We start from the raw sequence: 18,496 nt of genomic DNA, 5'->3' as shown, positions 1-18,496 counted from the left end.
CATAAGCCAATAATCTGGGACACGGCGGCGGTTTGCCGCTTCACGGAGCATGGCGAGTCGCCTTGGCACCATGAGGCGCATGACGCAGCTGATGGGCCGTCCGATCCTCGAGGCGCCGGGAGAATTGGGCGGACGCCCCGCGCTGGCCGACCTGTTGGCGGGGGTACGGGCGGCGCTGGTCGGCTTGGCGGGGGTCGGAGTGCCGGTGCTCGGGCTGTGGGTGGTGACGCCGTACGCGGACGACGGCGCGGCCGCTGCCACCCGGTTGGCGGGGGTGCTGTGGCTGCTCGGGCACGGTGCGCCGGTGCTGCGCGGGGATGCGGGCGCCCCGCTGACCGTCACTCCGCTGCTGCTCGGCGTCCTGGCCGTGGTCCGGCTCCACCGGGCGGGTGCCGGGGTGGCGGCGCGGCGCGGGCCGCTGCGCTCGCGCTGGGGCGGCCCGGTGGCGCTATGGGCGGGGTACTGCGCGGTGGCGGTGGCGGTGGCCCTGCACTGCGCGGGCGCCGGGCTGTTCCGCAGCCAGGTGCTGCTGGACGTCCTGGTGGTGGCAGTGGTGGCGGCCCTGGCCACGGCCGCCGGAGTCCGCTCGGCCGACGCCGTCGGCTCCCCGATGGCCCGCTCCCCGATCGCCCGCTCCACGATGGTCGGCTCCCCGATGGCCCGCTCCCCGATCGCCCGCTCCACGATCGTCGGCTCCCCGATGGCCCGCTCCCTGCTGGACCGTCTCCCGCCGTCGTGCCGTCCGACCGGCGGCGCGGCGGTGGTACGGGCCGCGGCGCTGGCGGCCGGGGCCGGGCTGGTCGCGGCGGGCGGGGTGCTGGTGGCGGTGTCGGCGCTGCTGGACGCGGTGGTCGGCGGCGGGCGCGGGATGGCGCTGCTCGGACGCGGGCCCGCCGCGCTGTCGGGCCTGCTGCTGCTCGCGCTGGTGCTGCTGCCGAACGCGGTGCTGTGGGGCGCGGCGTACGCGCTCGGCCCGGGGTTCGTGGTGGGCACCGGGACGGCGGTGTCGCCGGGCGGTACGGCGCTGGGGTCGGTGCCGGAGTTCCCGCTGTTCGCGCTGCTGCCGGCCGACGGCCCGGGCGGCTGGCGGTGGGCGGCGCTGGTGCTGCCGCTGCTGGCCGGGGTGGTGCCGACGGTGTTGTTGGGCCGCGCGGCGGCGGGTCGGCGGAGTCCGGCCGACGGGATCGACGGGATCGAGGGAATCGAAGGGGTCGAGGGGGCTGAGGACCGCGCCGAGCCCTGGCCGCCCGCCGCGACGGTGACGGCTGCGCTGGCGGCGGCCCTGGTGGTGGGGGCGGTGGCCGCCCTGCTGGGCTGGCTGTCCGGCGGGGCGCTGGCGGGCGAGCGGATGGTCTGGCTGGGGCCGGTGCCGTGGTCGACGGGCCTGGCGGCGGCGGGCTGGCTCGCGCTGGTGACCGTCCCGGGCGCCCTGCTCGTACGGCACCGCGCGCTCGCCCCGGCGGAGGGGCAGGGCGCGTACGCCCGGCTCGTGTGGCAGGCGCGCCGGGGTGCGCTGCGGCTGCGTGCCCGTACGCACGCCCTCGTGCTGCGCCTGTCCGGGCCTGCCCGCGAGGCCGCGGACCCGGTCGACTGAAGCCGGACCGGTCGACTGACGGACTGACGGACGGCCGGACTGCCGGGCTACTCGGTGTTCCCGGTGAAGTCCACGTACCACTGCGGCGCGTACCGGTCGCAGTTCTCGGCGCCGACGGCGGTCAGCGAGTCCTGGACGCAGGTGACGTAGTCGCGGTAGTGGTAGCCGAGGCCGATCACCGACGTGGCGACGACGACGGTCATCGCGCCGGTCAGGATCCCGGCGAGCGCGGCCGGGGTGAGCGGGTTCGGCGCCGTGCCCCCGCGGACCGGGCCGACCGCCCCCGAAGGCCCGAACGCCCCCGAAGGCCCGAACGCCCCCGAAGGACCGACGGCCCCCGCAGGGCCGGCGGCCGCGCCCGCGGCACCCTTCGGGCTCCGCAGGGCGCTGATGCCCCAGACGATGCCGAGCACCCCGACCAGCAGGGCGATCCAGTGGAAGCCCGCGAACAGGCAGACCAGCGCGAACGGCCCGGCCAGCGCGGCGTTGCGGGCCCGGCGGTGGGCCGGGTTGGCGGGGTCGAGCCGGGGCGGCTGCGGGGCCGGGGGCCGCTGGCCGGGCCGGCCGTCGCCCTGGCCGGAGCCCCACGGCGGCGGGAGCTGCGGGCGCTCGCCACCCTGGCCGCCGGCGCCGTCCGAGCCCTCGCCGGTCCAGGGGCTGCGCGGCTGCCACGGCTGGTCCGGGGCATCCGTGGGCGGCGGCGCGAAGGGGTTGCGCTCGTCGGTGTCGTCGCCGCTGCTCATGGGTTCAGCCAATCCTTGTCGGTCGGAGCTCGGCCGGAGCTCTGTCGGAACTCTGTCGGAACCCGGTCGAACTCGGCCGGAGCTCGCTCCGAGTCCGGCCTGAGGGTCCCGCGGTCGTCGCGGTCTCGCGGTCGGCGCGGTCTCCCGCGCCCTCCAATGATCCCGCAGCCGTTCGTCGGCCCACCGGCGGCCCGGGCCCCGAGCCCGGTCGGGGCCGTCCGGACGGGGCGGGACCCCGGTGCGGCGGACCCCCGGCCGTGTCTTCGACAGGCCCGGGGAGATCCCCGTCTCAACTACGCGCGTAGCGCCGCCGGGAGGGTTCGGAGGCCGTCCGACCAGCCGTTATCGTGGTGACGGTCAGCAGCTCACATCGGTTCCCGGGGCCCGCGTCGCGGCGGGTTTTCCTGGTGTTCCCCCTCGCTCGACCTGCCGTTCGTAGTGGCCCCACCACCGGTGGACGTACCAGCGCACGGCGCCCGACCTACGGAGAATCGCGCAGTGGCCGCCGCCCCCGCCCAGCACTTCCCTCCCCGTACGCCCGGACCGGCCCGTCTGGTGGTGCTGGTCTCCGGCTCCGGAACCAATCTGCAGGCGCTGATCGACGCGGTCGCGGACCCGGCGTACGGCGCCGAGATCCTGGCCGTCGGCGCGGACCGGGACGGGATCGTCGGCCTGGAGCGTGCCGCGAAGGCGGGCCTGCCGACCTTCGTCCACCGGGTGAAGGACTTCTCCGACCGCGCCGCCTGGGACCGGGCGCTGACCGCCTCCGTCGCCGAGTACGAGCCTGACGTGGTGGTCACGGCCGGCTTCATGAAGATCCTCGGCCCCGAGTTCGTCACGGCCTTCGCCGGGCGGATCGTCAACACCCACCCCGCACTGCTGCCGTCCTTCCCCGGCGCCCACGGCGTCACCGACGCGCTCGCGTACGGCGTGAAGGTCACCGGCTGCACCGTCCACCTGGTCGACGCCGGTGTGGACACCGGGCCGATCATCGCGCAGGGCGTCGTCGAGGTCGTCGACGCCGACCACGCCGATGGCGGCGACGCGCTGCACGAGCGCATCAAGACAGTCGAGCGCAAGCTGCTCGTCGACGTCGTGGGCCGGCTGGCCCGCGAGGGCCACCGCATCGAGGACCGAAAGGTATGGATTCCGGCATGAGTGCCAGCTCCACCACGCCCCCCGTTTCGGAGAACATCCGTCCGATCCGTCGCGCGCTGATCAGCGTGTACGACAAGACCGGTCTGGAGGAGCTGGCCCAGGGCCTGCACGCCGCCGGGGTCGCCATCGTCTCCACCGGTTCCACCGCCGGCCGGATCGCCGCCGCCGGTGTCCCGGTGACCGAGGTCTCCGAGCTGACCGGTTTCCCGGAGTGCCTGGACGGGCGCGTGAAGACGCTGCACCCCCGCGTGCACGCCGGCGTGCTGGCCGACCTGCGGCTGGAGTCGCACCGCGCGCAGCTGGCCGAGCTGGGCGTCGAGCCCTTCGACCTGGTCGTGGTGAACCTCTACCCGTTCAAGGCCACCGTCGCCTCGGGCGCCACCCCGGACGAGTGCGTCGAGCAGATCGACATCGGCGGTCCGAGCATGGTCCGCGCCGCCGCGAAGAACCACCCGTCGGTGGCCGTCGTGGTCGACCCGGCCCGCTACGGCGACGTGCTGAAGGCCGCCCAGGGGGGCGGCTTCGACCTGGCCACCCGCAAGCGCCTGGCCGGTGCCGCGTTCGCCCACACCGCCGCCTACGACGTGGCCGTCGCCTCCTGGTTCGAGGCCGGCTACGCGCCCAGCGACGAGCGTTTCCCCGAGTTCCTGGGCTCGACCTGGGAGCGGCAGAACGTGCTGCGCTACGGCGAGAACCCGCACCAGGGCGCCGCGCTGTACAGCGACGGCACCGGCGGCCTGGCCGGCGCGCAGCAGCTGCACGGCAAGGAGATGTCGTACAACAACTACGTCGACACCGACGCCGCCCGCCGCGCCGCCTACGACCACGCCGAGCCGGCCGTGGCGATCATCAAGCACGCCAACCCGTGCGGCATCGCGACCGGCGCCGACGTCGCCGAGGCGCACCGCAAGGCGCACGAGTGCGACCCGGTCTCCGCGTACGGCGGCGTGATCGCGGTCAACCGCCCGGTCACCGTCGAGCTGGCCGAGCAGATCGCCCCGATCTTCACCGAGGTCGTCGTGGCCCCCGGCTACGAGGACGGCGCCGTGGAGGTGCTGACCCGCAAGAAGAACCTGCGGGTGCTGGTCGCCCCCGGGGCCCCGGCCAACCGCCAGGAGGTCCGCCCGATCTCCGGTGGCGTGCTGCTGCAGGACGCCGACCGGGTGCACGCCGAGGGCGACGACCCGGCGAACTGGACGCTCGCCACCGGCGAGGCGCTCTCCGCCGCCGAGCTGGCCGAACTGGCCTTCGCCTGGCGAGCCTGCCGGGCCGTCAAGTCCAACGCGATCCTGCTGGCCAAGGACGGCGCCTCGGTCGGCGTCGGCATGGGCCAGGTCAACCGGGTCGACTCCTGCAAGCTCGCGGTCGAGCGGGCCGGCGAGCGGGCCAAGGGCGCGTTCGCGGCCTCGGACGCCTTCTTCCCGTTCGCGGACGGCCCGGCGATCCTGATCGCGGCCGGCGTCAAGGCCATCGTCCAGCCCGGCGGTTCGATCCGTGACGAGGAGGTCATCGCGGCGGCCGCCGAGGCCGGCGTGACCATGTACTTCACCGGCGCGCGGCACTTCTTCCACTGATTCCGGACCGAGCCGGACCGAGCCGGTCGCCGGCCACCGAGCCGGCGTGACGCTATGACAGAGCGGCCCGACCCCTCCGAGGAGGGGCCGGGCCGCTCTGTCATACCGGTCGGACCGGTCAGTACCTCGGCCGGTTGAACCAGTTGACGCCGTCCCGGACGCACATGGCGGTGATCCAGATGATGCTGATCGCCAGCCACAGGAAGGCCATCACCAGGCCCACGGCGGTGCCGGCGGAGATGGCGCCCAGCAGGATCAGCAGGCCGACCAGGCCCCCGAGCGAGCCGTACACGATGGTGGTGATCCGGACGGTGTTGCCGCCCTTGCCGAACTTGGCGCCGAGCGTGATGGAGAGCGCGGCGAAGAGCCCGAACAGGACCGCGACGACGATGATGACGCTGGCGGCGGCGTCGCCCATCGCGGTGAACGGGTTGTCGCTGGTCGTCGTGTGCTTGATGGTGTTGGTGGCGTCCTTGGCGGCAGCTCCGATGACCAGGTAGATGATCGTCAGGATCGCCTGCACACCGCCCACGATGAACAGCAGCACCCGCGCGGTCATCACCAGGCCCGGCATCGACGCCGGCGCGGCCGGTGCGTAGCCGTAGGCCGGGGCCTGCTGCGGGTAGCCGTACGCGGCGGGCGGCGCCGGGGGCGCCTGCTGCGGGTAGCCGTAGCCCGGGGCGGCCGGCGGCTGGCCGTACGGGTTGTTCGGGTCGGGCGGATAACTCATGGATGCCTCCGGGCAGTTGCGGGGACGGGGACGGGACGGCGGACGCCCGGTGCCGGTCGGTGAGTCGGGTCGCCGACCAGGTGGGACAGTAGCGGAGCAGGGTGACAGCCCGGCGGCGGTGACGGGCGCCGTCGGCTCAGCAGCGCGGTGAGCGCCGGATCAGTGGAGCCCTCGACGGGCACAGCGCGGGCGGGACGGCGCCGCGACGGCCGGGCTGCTCGGTCTGCTGTGGTCGGCTCACTTGCTCTTTCCCCCGGGTACGCCCCGCCGCGGGACCCGTCGGCCCGTCACCGGGCCGGGGCGCGGCGGGAATGCCCGCTTATCGTGATCCGGACGGCAGCGCCCTGTCCAGCCGGTTCCACGGGCCGGGTCAAGAATGTGGCGCAACCGCAACGTGCGGCGGACCTTCGTGCCCGTCCGGTCACCCGGACCGGACCCGCCGCGAGACCCACCGCGAGACCCACCCGCGGACCCGCTCGAGGACGCGCCGTGCACCCGACCGCGGGTCCGACCGCGGGACGTGGCCGGCCGTGGTACGGCGACCTGCCGCGATCCGGGAGAATGGGGTCATGACTGCCCAGATTCTCGATGGCAAGGCCACCGCCGCCGCGATCAAGTCCGAACTCGCCGCCCGCGTGGCGGCCCTCAAGGCGAAGGGCGTCACGCCCGGCCTCGGCACCGTCCTGGTCGGCGACGACCCGGGCAGCCGCTGGTACGTGAACGGGAAGCACAAGGACTGTGCCGAGGTCGGCATCGCCTCGATCCAGCGCGAGCTGCCCGCCACCGCCAGCCAGGAGGACGTCGAGAACGTCGTCCGCGAGCTGAACGCCGACCCGACCTGCACCGGCTACATCGTCCAGCTGCCGCTGCCCAAGGGCCTGGACCAGAACCCGGTCCTGGAGCTGATGGACCCGGACAAGGACGCCGACGGCCTGCACCCGACCTCGCTCGGCCGGCTCGCCCTGGGCATCGACGGCCCGCTGCCCTGCACTCCGCTGGGCATCGTCGAGCTGCTGCGCCGCCACGACGTCGAGATCAACGGCGCCGAGGTGGTCGTGGTCGGCCGCGGCATCACCGTCGGCCGCTCGATCGGCCTGCTGCTGACCCGCCGTTCCGAGAACGCCACGGTGACCCTGTGCCACACCGGCACCCGGGACCTGAGCGCCCACCTGCGCAAGGCCGACATCATCGTGGCCGCCGCCGGCGTGCCGCACCTGGTCAAGCCGGAGGACGTCAAGCCGGGCGCGGCGGTGCTGGACGTGGGCGTCAGCCGCAGCGAGGGCAAGATCGTCGGCGACGTCCACCCGGGTGTGGCCGAGGTGGCCGGCTGGATCTCCCCGAACCCCGGCGGCGTGGGCCCGATGACCCGCGCGATGCTGCTCAACAACATCGTCGAGGCGGCCGAGCGCCGCGCCGGCATCTGACACCCGAGGGACGGCGAGCATGACTGAACCGCGACCGGCGCGGTCCCGGCGCAGGCCGGTCAAGACCACCGGCATCCTGCCGCCCGAGGGCTCGTCCGCCGCCCTCGGGGGCGACCACGCCCTGCCGGTCCGGCAGTGGCCGATAACGCTGGTCCTGCTGGTGGTCGGCGCGGGCCTCGCGGTCACCTGGTTCGCCGACTTCAAGGACGGCTTCAAGTACGGGCTGCTGATCCTCGGCGGCGGCGTGCTGCTCGGCGCGGTGCTGCGCCTGGTGCTGCCCGAGGTCGGGATGCTGGCGGTGCGCAGCCGCTTCACCGACGTGATCGTGCTGACCTTCCTGGGCGCCTCGATCGTGCTGCTGACCCTGGTCGCGCAGCCGAACCCGTGGCTGCAGATCCCGCTGCTCGACAACATCGGCAAGCTGATGGGCCGGCCCAGGCACTGACCGGCCCGCGCGCCGATCGAACGGCCCCCGCCCGGCTCCCCGTCCTTCGGGAGCCGGGCGGGGGCCGCGGTGCTTCTGTGACGCATCAGCCACGCCCGCGCACGCGGCGTACGCTTCCCTTGCGATAACCTGACGCCGGTCTCTCGATGTCGAGAGACCATCCTCGGCTCCAGTGCGCCGGTGTGCCTGGGGCACCTGGCGATTTGCTGGAGAAGGTAGAAATGACTCGCACCCCCGTCAACGTCACCATCACCGGAGCGGCCGGCCAGATCGGCTACGCGCTGCTCTTCCGCATCGCCTCGGGCCACCTGCTCGGTGCCGACGTGCCGGTGAACCTGCGCCTCCTCGAGATCCCGCAGGGCCTCAAGGCCGCCGAGGGCACCGCCATGGAGCTCGTCGACTGCGCCTTCCCGCTGCTGCGCGACATCGAGATCACCGACAAGCCTGAGGTGGCCTTCGACGGCGCCAACGTCGCGCTGCTGGTCGGCGCCCGTCCGCGCACCGCCGGCATGGAGCGCGGCGACCTGCTGCAGGCCAACGGCGGCATCTTCGGCCCGCAGGGCAAGGCGATCAACGCCCACGCCGCGGACGACATCAAGGTCCTGGTCGTCGGCAACCCGGCCAACACCAACGCCCTGATCGCCCAGCGCAACGCCCCGGACGTCCCGGCCGAGCGCTTCACCGCGATGACCCGCCTGGACCACAACCGCGCCGTCGGCCAGCTGTCCGCCAAGACCGGCGCCCTGGTCTCCGACATCAAGCGCGTCACCATCTGGGGCAACCACTCCGCGACCCAGTACCCGGACATCTTCCAGGCCGAGGTCGCCGGCAAGCCGGCCTTCGAGGCCGTCGGCAGCGACCAGGCCTGGCTGGAGAACGACTTCATCCCGACCGTCGCCAAGCGCGGCGCCGCCATCATCGAGGCCCGCGGCGCCTCCTCGGCCGCCTCGGCCGCCAACGCCGCGATCGACCACGTGTACACCTGGGTCAACGGCACCGCCGAGGGCGACTGGACCTCCATGGGCGTCGTCTCCGACGGCTCCTACGGCGTCCCGGCCGGCCTGATCTCCTCCTTCCCGGTCACCACCAAGGACGGCAAGTTCGAGATCGTCCAGGGCCTGGAGATCTCCGACTTCTCGCGCGGCCGCATCGACGCCTCGGTCAAGGAGCTGACCGAGGAGCGCGACGCGGTGCAGGAGCTGGGCCTCATCTGAGCCCGCTGAGCACTCCGGCGGCCCGTCACCCCTCCCCGGGGCGGCGGGCCGCCGCCGTGTCCGGCCTCGGAGGCCCGCCTCCGCGCACCGGCCGCCCTACACTGGCCCGCTGTGAACGAAACCCTCGGGGACGCCGCGCTCGTCCTCGTCTTCATCCTGCTGGGCGGGCTGTTCAACGTCGCCGAGATCTCGCTGATCTCGCTGCGCGAGGGCCAGATCCGGACGCTGGAGGCGCTTGGCACCCGGCGCTCGGCCCGGGCCGCGCACCTGGCCGCCGACCCCAACCGCTTCCTGGCCGCCGTCCAGGTCGGGGTGACCTGCATGGGCTTCCTGTCCGCCGCCTTCGGCGCGGACACCCTGGCGGGCAAGGTCGCCCCGCTGTTCGTCCGGGCGGGCCTGACCGAGGGCGTGGCCGACGCGATCGCCCTGGTCAGCCTCACCCTGGTGATCAGCTACGCGTCACTGGTGCTCGGCGAGCTGACCCCCAAGCGGATCGGCCTGCAGCGCGCCGAGTCCATCGCGGTCATCGCCGCCCCGGTGGTGGACGTGATGTCGGTCGTGCTGCGCCCGGTGATCTGGCTGCTCGGCCACTCCACCAATCTGATGGTCCGCCTGCTCGGCGGCGACCCGGCGGCCGGGCGCGGCTCGATGAGCTCCGAGGAACTGCGCGGCCTGGTCGCCGCCAACACCGAACTCGGCAGCGACGAGCGGGCGTTGATCGCCGACGTGTTCTCCGCCGGGGAGCGCCAGCTGCGCGAGGTGATGGTCCCGCGCACCGAGGTGACCTTCCTGGATGCCGAGCGCCCGCTGGCCGCCGTACGGCACCAGGCCGACACCTCGCCGCACTCGCGCTACCCGGTGGTCGAGGGCAGCGCCGACGCGGTGGTCGGCTTCGTGCACGTCCGCGATCTGTACGGCGCCCGCGGCGAACAGGCAGCCAAGGTCCGCGACCTGGCCCGCCCGGTCAAGCTGCTGCCCGGCACCAAGCGGGTGCTGGAGGCGATGGGGGAGATGCGCCGCGAGGGCCACCACCTGGCCATCGTGGTGGACGAGTACGGCGGCACCGCGGGGATCGTCACCCTGGAGGACCTGGTCGAGGAGGTCATCGGCGAGATCCGGGACGAGTACGACCGGCCGGAGTCCGCCCCCACCCGTCGGCTGGCCGGCGGCGGCATGGAGCTGGACGGCCTGCTCAACCTCGGCGACTTCGCCGAGGAGACCGGCGTCACCCTGCCCGAGGGCCCGTACGAGACGGTGGCCGGCTGCCTGGTCGCCTCGCTCGGCCGGCTGCCCCGGGACGGCGACCACGTGCGCATCCCGCTGGAGGGCGGCGGCGGGGTGCTGCTGACGGTGGCCAAGGTCGAGGGCCGGCGGATCGCCCGGGTGAGGGTGAGTGCCGTCACACTGGTGGAACCTCCAGGGGCGGACGTTTCCTGAGCGACCGGTGGAACTGGAACAATGGCCCGCATGGTCAACGCAGCGGTCACCGGTCCGGTCAAGGGCCGTCCCCGGGTACTCTCCGGCATCCAGCCCACCTCCGGCTCGTTCCACCTCGGCAACTACCTCGGCGCGGTGCGCCAGTGGGTCGACCTGCAGAAGGACAACGACGCCTTCTACATGGTCGTCGACCTGCACGCGATCACGGTGCCGCAGGACCCGGCGACGCTGCGCGAGAACACCCGGGTCTCCGCCGCCCAGCTGCTCGGCGCGGGCCTGGACCCGGACCACTGCACGCTCTTCGTCCAGTCGCACGTGCCCGAACACGCGCAGCTCGCCTGGGTGATGAACTGCCTCACCGGCTTCGGCGAGGCCTCGCGGATGACCCAGTTCAAGGACAAGTCCTCCCGGTACGGCTCCGAGAGCACCACGGTCGGCCTGTTCACCTACCCGATCCTCCAGATCGCGGACATCCTGCTCTACCAGGCGGACGCCGTCCCGGTCGGCGAGGACCAGCGCCAGCACGTCGAGATCACCCGCGACATCGCCGAGCGCTTCAACACCCGCTACAGCCCGACCTTCACCGTGCCGAAGCCGTACATCCTCAAGGAGACGGCGAAGATCCAGGACCTCCAGGACCCGGCCGTCAAGATGAGCAAGTCAGCCTCCTCGCCCAAGGGCCTGGTGGGCCTGCTGGACGACCCGAAGGCCAGCGCCAAGAAGATCAAGAGCGCCGTCACCGACACCGGCACCGTCGTGTCCTACGACGAGGAGGAGAAGCCGGGCGTCTCCAACCTGCTGCGCATCCACTCCGCGCTCAGCGGCCAGTCGGTCGACCAGCTGGTCGCGCACTTCGAGGGCAAGATGTACGGCGCCCTGAAGACCGAGCTGGCCGAGCTGTTCACCGAGTGGGTCACCCCCTTCCAGGAGCGCACCCGCACCTTCCTGGACGACCCGGCCGAGCTGGACCGGGTGCTGGCGATCGGTGCCGAGAAGGCCCGCGAGGTGGCGTCGGTGACGCTGGAGACGGTGTACGACCGGATCGGCTTCCTCCCGGCCGCCAAGCGGTGACTCCCGTCACACGCCTGCCCGGTGGTGACGACCGTGACCCGCCCTTCGCCGCCGAGCGCCCGGATCCGGCGCGCTCTTCGGCCCAGGGCGGGGAGGTCGTCACCATCGGCGTGTCCGTGAGCGTCCCGGATCCGTACGGCGTGGCGATCCAGGACGCCCGGGCCGGGCACGGCGATCCGCTGGCCCGGTCGATACCGACGCACGTCACCCTGCTGCCGCCGACCGAGGTGCCGGCCGAACTGCTGCCGAAGATCGAGGAGCACCTGGCGGCGGTGGCGGCCGCGCACCGGCCGTTCCGGATGCTGCTGCGCGGCGGCGGGACCTTCCGCCCGGTCTCCCCGGTGGTGTACGTCCGGGTCGAAGAGGGCGCGCAGGAGTGCCGGCTGCTGGAGGCGGACATCCGCTCCGGCCCACTGGCCCGCGAGCTGGCCTTCCCGTACCACCCGCACGTGACGGTCGCCCACGGCCTGCCGGACGAGGTGCTGGACCGGGCGTACGAGCAGGCGCGCGGCTTCCGGGCGTCGTTCCCGGTGCCGGGCTTCGGCCTCTCCCGGTTCGACGCGGACGAGGTCTGGCGGCCCTGGCGGAGCTACTCCTTCTCCTGAGTCGGGGTCCACGACCGACCTCCTGGGTCGGGGTCCACGACCGACCTCCTGGGCCGGGGTCCACGACCGACCTCCTGGGTCGGGGTCCACGACCGGCGCCGGGCTATCCCCCGGCCGGCCGCGGTGCGAGCATCCGGTCGACCACCCGGCGGGCCGCGCCGCCGTCGTCCAGCGCGCAGTGCTCGGCCTGGAAGCGCCGGTAGCGCTCGACGCAGCCGGGCGGTAACCCGGCGCCGCTGTCGGCGAGTTCGCGCAGCGCGCCGAGCAGTTCGGCGGAGGTCGCCACCAGCGGGCCCGGGGCGTTCGACTCGAAGTCGAAGTAGAAGCCGCGCAGGGTGTCGCGGTAGTGCTCCAGGTCGTAGGTGAAGAAGTACATCGGGCGGCCGGTGATCGCGAAGTCGAACATGATCGACGAGTAGTCGGTCACCAGGACGTCCGCGACCAGCAGCAGTTCCTGCGGGTCGGGGTAGTCCCCGCAGTCGTACCGGAAGCCGTCGCCCGCGCCCGGGAGGGGTTCGCGCACGTGCGTGTGCGGGCGGACCAGCAGCACGTGGTCCTTGCCGAGCAGCCGCCGGGCGTGGTCGAGGTCCAGCCGCAGGTCGAGCCGGAAGCCGTCGCCGTCGCCGCGCCGCTGGTCCTCGCGCCAGGTCGGCGCGTACAGCACGATCCGCTTGCCGTCGGGGACGCCGAGCCGGCGGCGGACGGCCGCGGCGATCCGCCCGTCCGGGCGGGCGAGCATGTCGTTGCGCGGGTAGCCGGACTCCAGCACCTCGCCCCGGTAGCGGAAGGCACGCCGCAGGATCGGGGTGGCGAACGGGCTGGGGGAGAGCAGCAGGCTCCACTGCGGGGTCTCCCGGTCGAGTGCCTCCAGGTAGCCGTGGTCGGCCAGCCAGGGGTTCTCGACGTCGTGGGCGATCCGCTTCAGCAGCGAGCCGTGCCAGGTCTGCACGACGACCTGGCCGGGGCGGCGCTCCAGGAAGTCCGGGAAGTGCGTGTTGCCGACCAGGTAGCGGCAGGTGGCCAGCGCCCGGTACCACTCCGGGCTCCAGATCCGCACCGGCGTGATCCCGGCCGGCACCTCGGCCTGTGCGTCGTCGACCACCCACAGGTGCTCCAACGGCGTGCTGCGGCGCACGAGTTCGGCGTGCACCGCGCGCGGGGAGTCGGCGTAGCCGCGGCCGCCGAACACGTCGTACAGCACGGCCTCGCGCAGCGGTTCGCGCCGGGCGGCCGGGTAGTGCTCGGCGCGCTGGCGGTGCTGCGTCCAGGCGCTGCGCTCGGCGGCGCCGAGCACCGGGGTGGAGTCCACCAGGAGGGTGTCGTGCCAGCGGCGCTGCAGCAGGATCCGCTTGCCGCCGGCCGTGGTGGCGGCGGGGACGGCGGGCAGCGCGGCGGGGGCGGCGAGCAGCGGGCGGCCCGGCCCGGAGCCGTCGGCGGGCTCCAGCGCGGCCTCCCAGATGCCCTTGCGCAGCGGCAGCGCGGCGCCGTCCGAGCCGGTGCGGGTGGCGGGCACCCGGGCCAGGAAGCGGCCGTCCGGGCCGGTCTCGACCGGGGTGCGGACCTCGCTCGCGGTGCCGGAGTGCCGCAGCACCAGTTCCAGCCGGTCCGCGGCCGGGTCCGGGCAGTGGCCGCACAGTTCGAAGCCGTCGGCCCGTACCGCGATCCGGTCGACCAGGCCGACCGCGGGCTGGACGCAGACCTGGAGGCGCCCGTCGGCGAGGTGCTTGAGGTAGAGCACGCGGCCGGGGGCGTCGGGCAGCGGGTGCTGGCCGGCCACCGGGCCGCCGCGTTCGTCGAGGCAGAGCTGCTCGGTGCCGCCGTCGGGCCGCAGCAGTTCGGCGTCCCAGTGCTCCGGTTCGCCGCTGCCGCGCCCTGCGGCGGTGAACGGCCGGTACGGCAGGCGGGTGGTGAAGGTGTTCCCGCCGCGGGTGAGCGGCTGCTCGATCACCGCGTCGCTCTGCCGGTGGCGCAGCCGCAGCACGGTGCCGGAGGGGCAGGAGTCGGCGATGCCGCCCAGGTCGAGGTCGACGGCGGTGCGGGCGGCCCGGGTGATCCGTACGGCCGGGCGCTCCAGCCGCAGCCGTAGCCGGCCGTCCTCGAAGTACGGCTGGAGGCGGACGTCGCGGTCCACCCAGCGGGCCGGCGGGTATTCGCCGGAGCCGCACCAGTGCGGGGCGAGGGCGCCGTACTGGCGGCGCACCCGGGCGGCGCGGGGGCGGGTGAAGAGGGTGGTGTCGATCTGCCAGTCGCCGAGCAGCCACCGGCCCTCGCGGCGCAGCCGGCCGGGCACCAGCAGCACGGTGAAGCCGGACCAGTCGTGGTTGTACTCGGGCTGGGCGCTGTCGTCGGTGATCTCGGGCAGCCTGCGGGGCGTGGAGCGCAGGTGCAGCGGGGGCTCGGCCTGGTCCTCGTGGCGCAGGGTCAGCCAGGTCCAGGCGGAGCCGGGGCGGCCGGTGTCCAGTCCCTGGGGGCGGGCGAATCCGGTGAGCTCCAGGCCGCGGCCGTGCCAGCGGGCGCGCAGCAGCCCGAACACCACGTCCTCGTCGTCCGCGGGGCGGGCGGTGGTCACACGGGGAGCGGCGTGCGGCAGGACGAGCCGTGTGAGCACAGGCATGGCAATGGGGCCCTTCGGAATGGAAATTCATATCCCATCCGGAAATGGCACCAAGGTCAACTGCACGCTTTTTCGAATTGCCCGGAGAATTCATTTCCTGGAACATGGGTGCGGAAATGACTCAGGGGTTCGAGAAAATGTCGAATATGGGCTCCGGGAAATGCGGAGGCGCCCGACACCGGTGGTGTCGGGCGCCTCTCGGACCGTTCGCGGTGACTACTCCTTGCGGAGCATCGCGTCGACCACCCGGGCGGCGGCCTTGCCGTCGTCCAGGTCGCAGTACGCCTCACGGAACGCGGCGGCCTTGTCCGCGAACTCGGCCGCGACCTCGTCCACCCGGCCGAGCGCGGAGACCAGCTCCTCGGAGGTGGCCAGCAGCGGGCCGGGCGCCTCCGCCTCGAAGTCCAGGCTGAATCCGCGCAGGTTGTCCCGGTAGTGCTCCAGGTCGTGGGTGAAGAAGAACATCGGCTTGCCGGTCGACGCGAAGTCGAACACGCTCGACGAGTAGTCCGTCACCAGCACGTCGGCGATCAGCAGCAGCTCCGCCATGTCGGGGTAGCTGCCGACGTCCCAGATGTAGCCGTTGCCGGCACCCGGGATCTGCCCGCACATCACGTTGTGCCGGCGCACCAGCAGCACCTGGTCGTCGCCGAGCGCGGCCTTCGCCGCCTCCAGGTCGATCCGCAGGTCGATCTGGTAGCCGCCCTGCGGCCGGCGCCGGTCCTCGCGCCAGGTCGGCGCGTAGAGCACGACCTTCTTGCCCTCGGGCAGGCCGAGCCGCTCCCGGACCTGCTCGGCGGTCTTGTCCCGGTCGGCCGCGAACAGCAGGTCGTTCCGGGGCGCACCGCTCTCCAGGATCTCGCCCTTGAAGTCGAAGGCGCGCCGCAGCACCGGGGCCGCCCAGCTGCTGCCGGCCACCAGCAGGCTCCAGTTCGGAACCTCCCGGGCCAGGGACTTGAGGTAGTTGGAGTCGGTGAACCAGACCTTCTCGAAGTCGAAGCCGACCTGCTTCAGCGGGCTGCCCTGCCAGGTCTGCAGAACGACCTGGCCGGGGCGGCGGACGAAGAAGTCGGGCAGGTGGGTGCTGGTGACGATGTACTTGGCGGTGGCCAGCGCCTCGAACCACTCCGGGCTCCACAGCCGGACCGCCGACGCGCTCTGCGGCAGCTCGACCTGCATGTCGTCGCTGCCCCACAGGTGCTCCAGCGCCAGACCGCGGCGGACCAGCTCCTCGTGGACCGCCCGCGGCGAGTCGGCGTACATGCTGCCGTTGCCGGCGTTGTACAGCACCGTGTCGCGCACCGGCAGCCGGCGGGCGGCCGGGTAGTCGACGCTGCGCAGCTGGCGCTGGCGGTAGCCGGACCGCTCCTCGGGCAGCAGCGCCGCGTGCGCCTCCAGCGACAGGCCGTCGTGGTGGCGGCGCTCCAGCACGATGCGCTTGCCGCGGGACTCCACCTCCAGCGGCAGGGCGGCGAAGCAGACCGGGGTGACCTGCGCGGAGGCGTCGGTCAGCTTCTCGACCGGCGCGCCGACCTGGCGGAAGTAGACGTCCCAGGTGCCCTTGGCGAACGGCACCCGGCCGGCGAACGAGGCCGTCGGCACGGCGGGCAGCGCGGTGCGGAACCGGCCCTCCGAGATCTCCACCGGGTAGACGTGCTCCTCCTCGCGCCAGTTGTGCCGGACCACCAGCTCCCAGAGGTGCGCGCCGGGCAGCGGGAACGAGCCGCTGAGCAGGAAGCCGTCGGCGCCGCGCGAGGACACCTCGTCCACCAGCGGCTGCAGCAGCTGGTCGGAGAACTGCAGGTAGCCGCTAGGGGAGGGCTTGGAGTACAGCGCCCGGCGCAGACCGGCCGGGGCCTGCGGGTTCAGCGGCAGGTGCAGCTGCTCGGGCGCGTTGCGCTCGTCCCAGACCAGCCGGACGACGCTGCCGTCAGCCAGCAGCAGCGCGGTGTCCCAGCGGTCGCGGGCGCGCTCGGCGGCCACCGGGTCCAGCTCGGCCCAGGCCTCGCGGACGGCGGTCAGCTCGGCGACCTGGAAGGACGCGGTGAAGGGCTGCAGGGAGCCGACCGGCGCGTCCAGCTCCAGCGGGACGTCCAGGGTGCGGTCCGACTCGACGTGGGTGAGCTGCAGCCGGGCCCCGGCGAAGCTCGGGCCGGAGCGGGCCGCGCCCGAGACCTCCACCCGGCCGGCGTGCGCGGCCAGGCCGGTCACCCGGGCCTTCACCGTCTCGACCCGCAGGTAGACGAAGCTGTCCCGGACCCACGGCATGATCCGCACGTCCGGCTCGACCCAGTGCGAGGGGATGTACTGCGCGGTGTCGCTCCAGCCGGCCGAGATCCGGCCCTTGTACACCCCGCCCTTGCCCGCGCCGGCCACCAGGAAGCGCCAGTGCCCGTCCTTCCACTGGCCGCGGTGCTTGAGCTTCTTCGGGTCGAGGGAGACGGAGAAGCCGGACCAGTCGCAGCTGTACAGGTCGTGGTTGCAGCTCGCGGTGGCCTCGGGGCTGTACGTGGTCTTCATCGGCACCGCGATCACCCGGCGGCCCTTGGTCTCGCGCAGCACCAGGGTGCGGACCATGTCGTGCTTGTTGGCCGCGCCCAGCTGCTCCGGGTACGCGTGCCCGGTCAGCTGCAGCTTCCCGCCCACCCAGGCGCTCTCGTACAGCCGGCTGCGCATGACCAGCGAGTTGTCCAGCTTGAGCACGCCGGACGGCACGCTCTTGCGCCCGCCGCGCAGGAACGGGTAGTCGGCGTACGGGCGCAGCAGACCGCGGGCCTGGACACCGCCGCCGCTCTCGCCCTCGTACTTGATCTGCTCGACCAGCTCGTCCACCCGGCCCGCCAGGGTCAGGTGGAACTTCAGCCGCAGCGGCGCGCGCAGCTTGCGGACCTGCTCGGGGCCGATCGCCCGGAGCAGCCGGCTGACGTTCTGCACGTAGGCGTCCCGGTACTCCTTGTCGCCGTCCACGACGGACCAGAAGAACATCGGGATCTCCTCGACGAGGGTGTTCTCGTCGTAGGAGCGCAGGTACTGGGCGAAGCGCGGCTCGGTCTGCTTCTTCAGCCACTCGCGGACCAGCTCGACCGAGGCCACGCGGTCGATCAGGCCCTTCGGGTTGGTGCGCATCTGCGTGATCGACATCTCGCCGACCTCGCGCTCGCGCCAGTGGTAGATCGGCTCGGAGAGCACGTCCACGCTCTTGGCCAGGTAGTGGTGCGGGACGCTGACCGGGGCGTCCTCGTACAGGATGCCCTCGGGGTACAGGATGCCCGCGGCGTCGAAGAAGGAGCGCCGGTACACCTTGTTCCACGCGGTGCGGTCGGTGACCAGCGCCGGGACCTCGGTGATGTGGGTTTTGAGCTTGGTCTCCTTGAACGGCTTCACGTGGCCGCCGGACTGGTAGTAGCCCACGGCGCGGAAGCGCAGCACGTTGCCGGTGCAGAAGTCCGAGCCGGTCTCCTCCAGCGTGTTGATCATCAGCTCGTACGCGCTCGGCGGCATCGAGTCGTCACTGTCCACGAAGCACAGGAACTCGGAGTCCGGGTCGATGTGCCGGATGCCGGTGTTGCGGGCCGCGCCGAGGCCCTTGTTCACCTGGCGGACCAGCCGGAAGCGCGAGTCCTTGGCCGCGTACGCCTCGGCGAGGGCCGCGCTGTCGTCCTTCGAACCGTCGTCGACCATGACGCACTCGAAGTCCGTGAAGGTCTGGGCGGCGATCGAGTCGAGGCACTCGACGAGATAACGCTCGACGTTGTAGATCGGAACGACGATGGAGAGGCGGGGAGCCATCGGCTACGCAGGCCTTTCTGGGGAAGGAGCGTGGCAGCCCGGTGGGGGCCTGACCGCACTTTGATCGGTGCGTACGTGCGACCCGATCCTACCTCTGG

The 18,496-nt window shown here is 73.1% G+C and carries 13 protein-coding genes; 9 read left to right on the top strand and 4 right to left on the bottom strand.

Annotation, left to right across the window (positions count from 1 at the left end):
- Positions 1-79 precede the first annotated feature (79 nt).
- Positions 80-1,594: a cell division protein PerM gene (locus ACZ51D_RS14010; RefSeq protein ID WP_465662405.1), complete on the top strand. Its 1,515-nt coding sequence runs from the start codon at positions 80-82 to the stop codon at positions 1,592-1,594.
- 47 nt (positions 1,595-1,641) lie between these two features.
- Here the strand turns inward: ACZ51D_RS14010 and ACZ51D_RS14005 are convergent, their stop codons facing one another.
- Positions 1,642-2,337 (bottom strand): hypothetical protein, encoded by a 696-nt coding sequence (locus ACZ51D_RS14005; RefSeq protein ID WP_465662403.1) that lies wholly within the window; start codon positions 2,335-2,337, stop codon positions 1,642-1,644.
- Positions 2,338-2,835: 498 nt separating this feature from the next.
- Between ACZ51D_RS14005 and purN the strand changes: the two genes are divergently transcribed.
- Both purN and purH read left to right on the top strand, forming a co-directional pair.
- On the top strand, positions 2,836-3,495 hold the full coding sequence (gene purN, locus ACZ51D_RS14000; RefSeq protein WP_360495175.1) for a phosphoribosylglycinamide formyltransferase: 660 nt from the start codon (positions 2,836-2,838) through the stop codon (positions 3,493-3,495).
- Positions 3,492-5,069 (top strand): bifunctional phosphoribosylaminoimidazolecarboxamide formyltransferase/IMP cyclohydrolase, encoded by a 1,578-nt coding sequence (gene purH, locus ACZ51D_RS13995; protein ID WP_360495178.1) that lies wholly within the window; start codon positions 3,492-3,494, stop codon positions 5,067-5,069. The genes purN and purH overlap by 4 nt, the downstream gene beginning before the upstream one ends.
- 118 nt (positions 5,070-5,187) lie before the next feature.
- Here the strand turns inward: purH and ACZ51D_RS13990 are convergent, their stop codons facing one another.
- Positions 5,188-5,799, bottom strand: a complete 612-nt coding sequence (locus ACZ51D_RS13990; RefSeq protein WP_360495181.1) for a hypothetical protein — start codon at positions 5,797-5,799, stop codon at positions 5,188-5,190.
- A 569-nt stretch (positions 5,800-6,368) separates the two neighbouring features.
- Here ACZ51D_RS13990 and ACZ51D_RS13985 point away from each other — a divergent pair.
- From ACZ51D_RS13985 to ACZ51D_RS13960, 6 genes are all read left to right on the top strand, one after another.
- A complete protein-coding gene (locus ACZ51D_RS13985) occupies positions 6,369-7,223 on the top strand; it encodes a bifunctional methylenetetrahydrofolate dehydrogenase/methenyltetrahydrofolate cyclohydrolase (protein ID WP_360254771.1) in 855 nt (284 codons plus the stop codon).
- A 19-nt stretch (positions 7,224-7,242) separates the two neighbouring features.
- The gene (locus ACZ51D_RS13980) at positions 7,243-7,668 is read left to right on the top strand and encodes a DUF3017 domain-containing protein (protein ID WP_360495187.1); all 426 of its coding nucleotides are present in this window, start codon (positions 7,243-7,245) and stop codon (positions 7,666-7,668) included.
- 221 nt (positions 7,669-7,889) lie between these two features.
- Positions 7,890-8,882 (top strand): malate dehydrogenase, encoded by a 993-nt coding sequence (locus ACZ51D_RS13975; RefSeq protein ID WP_360495190.1) that lies wholly within the window; start codon positions 7,890-7,892, stop codon positions 8,880-8,882.
- Between the two features lie 111 nt (positions 8,883-8,993).
- The gene (locus ACZ51D_RS13970) at positions 8,994-10,319 is read left to right on the top strand and encodes a hemolysin family protein (protein ID WP_360495193.1); all 1,326 of its coding nucleotides are present in this window, start codon (positions 8,994-8,996) and stop codon (positions 10,317-10,319) included.
- Between the two features lie 30 nt (positions 10,320-10,349).
- Positions 10,350-11,390 (top strand): tryptophan--tRNA ligase, encoded by a 1,041-nt coding sequence (gene trpS, locus ACZ51D_RS13965; RefSeq protein ID WP_360495196.1) that lies wholly within the window; start codon positions 10,350-10,352, stop codon positions 11,388-11,390.
- A 116-nt stretch (positions 11,391-11,506) separates the two neighbouring features.
- Positions 11,507-11,995 carry a 2'-5' RNA ligase family protein gene (locus ACZ51D_RS13960; protein WP_465616260.1) on the top strand — a complete coding sequence of 163 codons (489 nt, stop codon included), beginning with the start codon at positions 11,507-11,509 and terminating at the stop codon, positions 11,993-11,995.
- Between the two features lie 103 nt (positions 11,996-12,098).
- Here ACZ51D_RS13960 and ACZ51D_RS13955 read toward each other — a convergent pair whose 3' ends face one another.
- Positions 12,099-14,609 carry a CDP-glycerol glycerophosphotransferase family protein gene (locus ACZ51D_RS13955; RefSeq protein WP_465616262.1) on the bottom strand — a complete coding sequence of 837 codons (2,511 nt, stop codon included), beginning with the start codon at positions 14,607-14,609 and terminating at the stop codon, positions 12,099-12,101.
- Between the two features lie 216 nt (positions 14,610-14,825).
- The gene (locus ACZ51D_RS13950) at positions 14,826-18,398 is read right to left on the bottom strand and encodes a bifunctional glycosyltransferase/CDP-glycerol:glycerophosphate glycerophosphotransferase (RefSeq protein WP_465616264.1); all 3,573 of its coding nucleotides are present in this window, start codon (positions 18,396-18,398) and stop codon (positions 14,826-14,828) included.
- Positions 18,399-18,496: the final 98 nt, after the last annotated feature.

The sequence above is a fragment of the Kitasatospora sp. NPDC033851 genome (assembly GCF_055576085.1).
The sequence above is the reverse complement of the archived record's forward strand: the minus strand, read 5'-3'. Positions and strand labels throughout refer to the sequence as shown.

Coding starts and splice junctions, on each gene's coding strand:
- ACZ51D_RS13985 (WP_360254771.1), top strand. CDS start 6,369: ATGACTGCCCAGATTCTCGATGGCAAGGCCACCGCCGCCGCGATCAAG.
- ACZ51D_RS13955 (WP_465616262.1), bottom strand. CDS start 14,609: ATGCCTGTGCTCACACGGCTCGTCCTGCCGCACGCCGCTCCCCGTGTG.
- trpS (WP_360495196.1), top strand. CDS start 10,350: ATGGTCAACGCAGCGGTCACCGGTCCGGTCAAGGGCCGTCCCCGGGTA.
- ACZ51D_RS13950 (WP_465616264.1), bottom strand. CDS start 18,398: ATGGCTCCCCGCCTCTCCATCGTCGTTCCGATCTACAACGTCGAGCGT.
- ACZ51D_RS13990 (WP_360495181.1), bottom strand. CDS start 5,799: ATGAGTTATCCGCCCGACCCGAACAACCCGTACGGCCAGCCGCCGGCC.
- ACZ51D_RS14010 (WP_465662405.1), top strand. CDS start 80: ATGACGCAGCTGATGGGCCGTCCGATCCTCGAGGCGCCGGGAGAATTG.
- ACZ51D_RS14005 (WP_465662403.1), bottom strand. CDS start 2,337: ATGAGCAGCGGCGACGACACCGACGAGCGCAACCCCTTCGCGCCGCCG.
- purH (WP_360495178.1), top strand. CDS start 3,492: ATGAGTGCCAGCTCCACCACGCCCCCCGTTTCGGAGAACATCCGTCCG.
- ACZ51D_RS13980 (WP_360495187.1), top strand. CDS start 7,243: ATGACTGAACCGCGACCGGCGCGGTCCCGGCGCAGGCCGGTCAAGACC.
- ACZ51D_RS13975 (WP_360495190.1), top strand. CDS start 7,890: ATGACTCGCACCCCCGTCAACGTCACCATCACCGGAGCGGCCGGCCAG.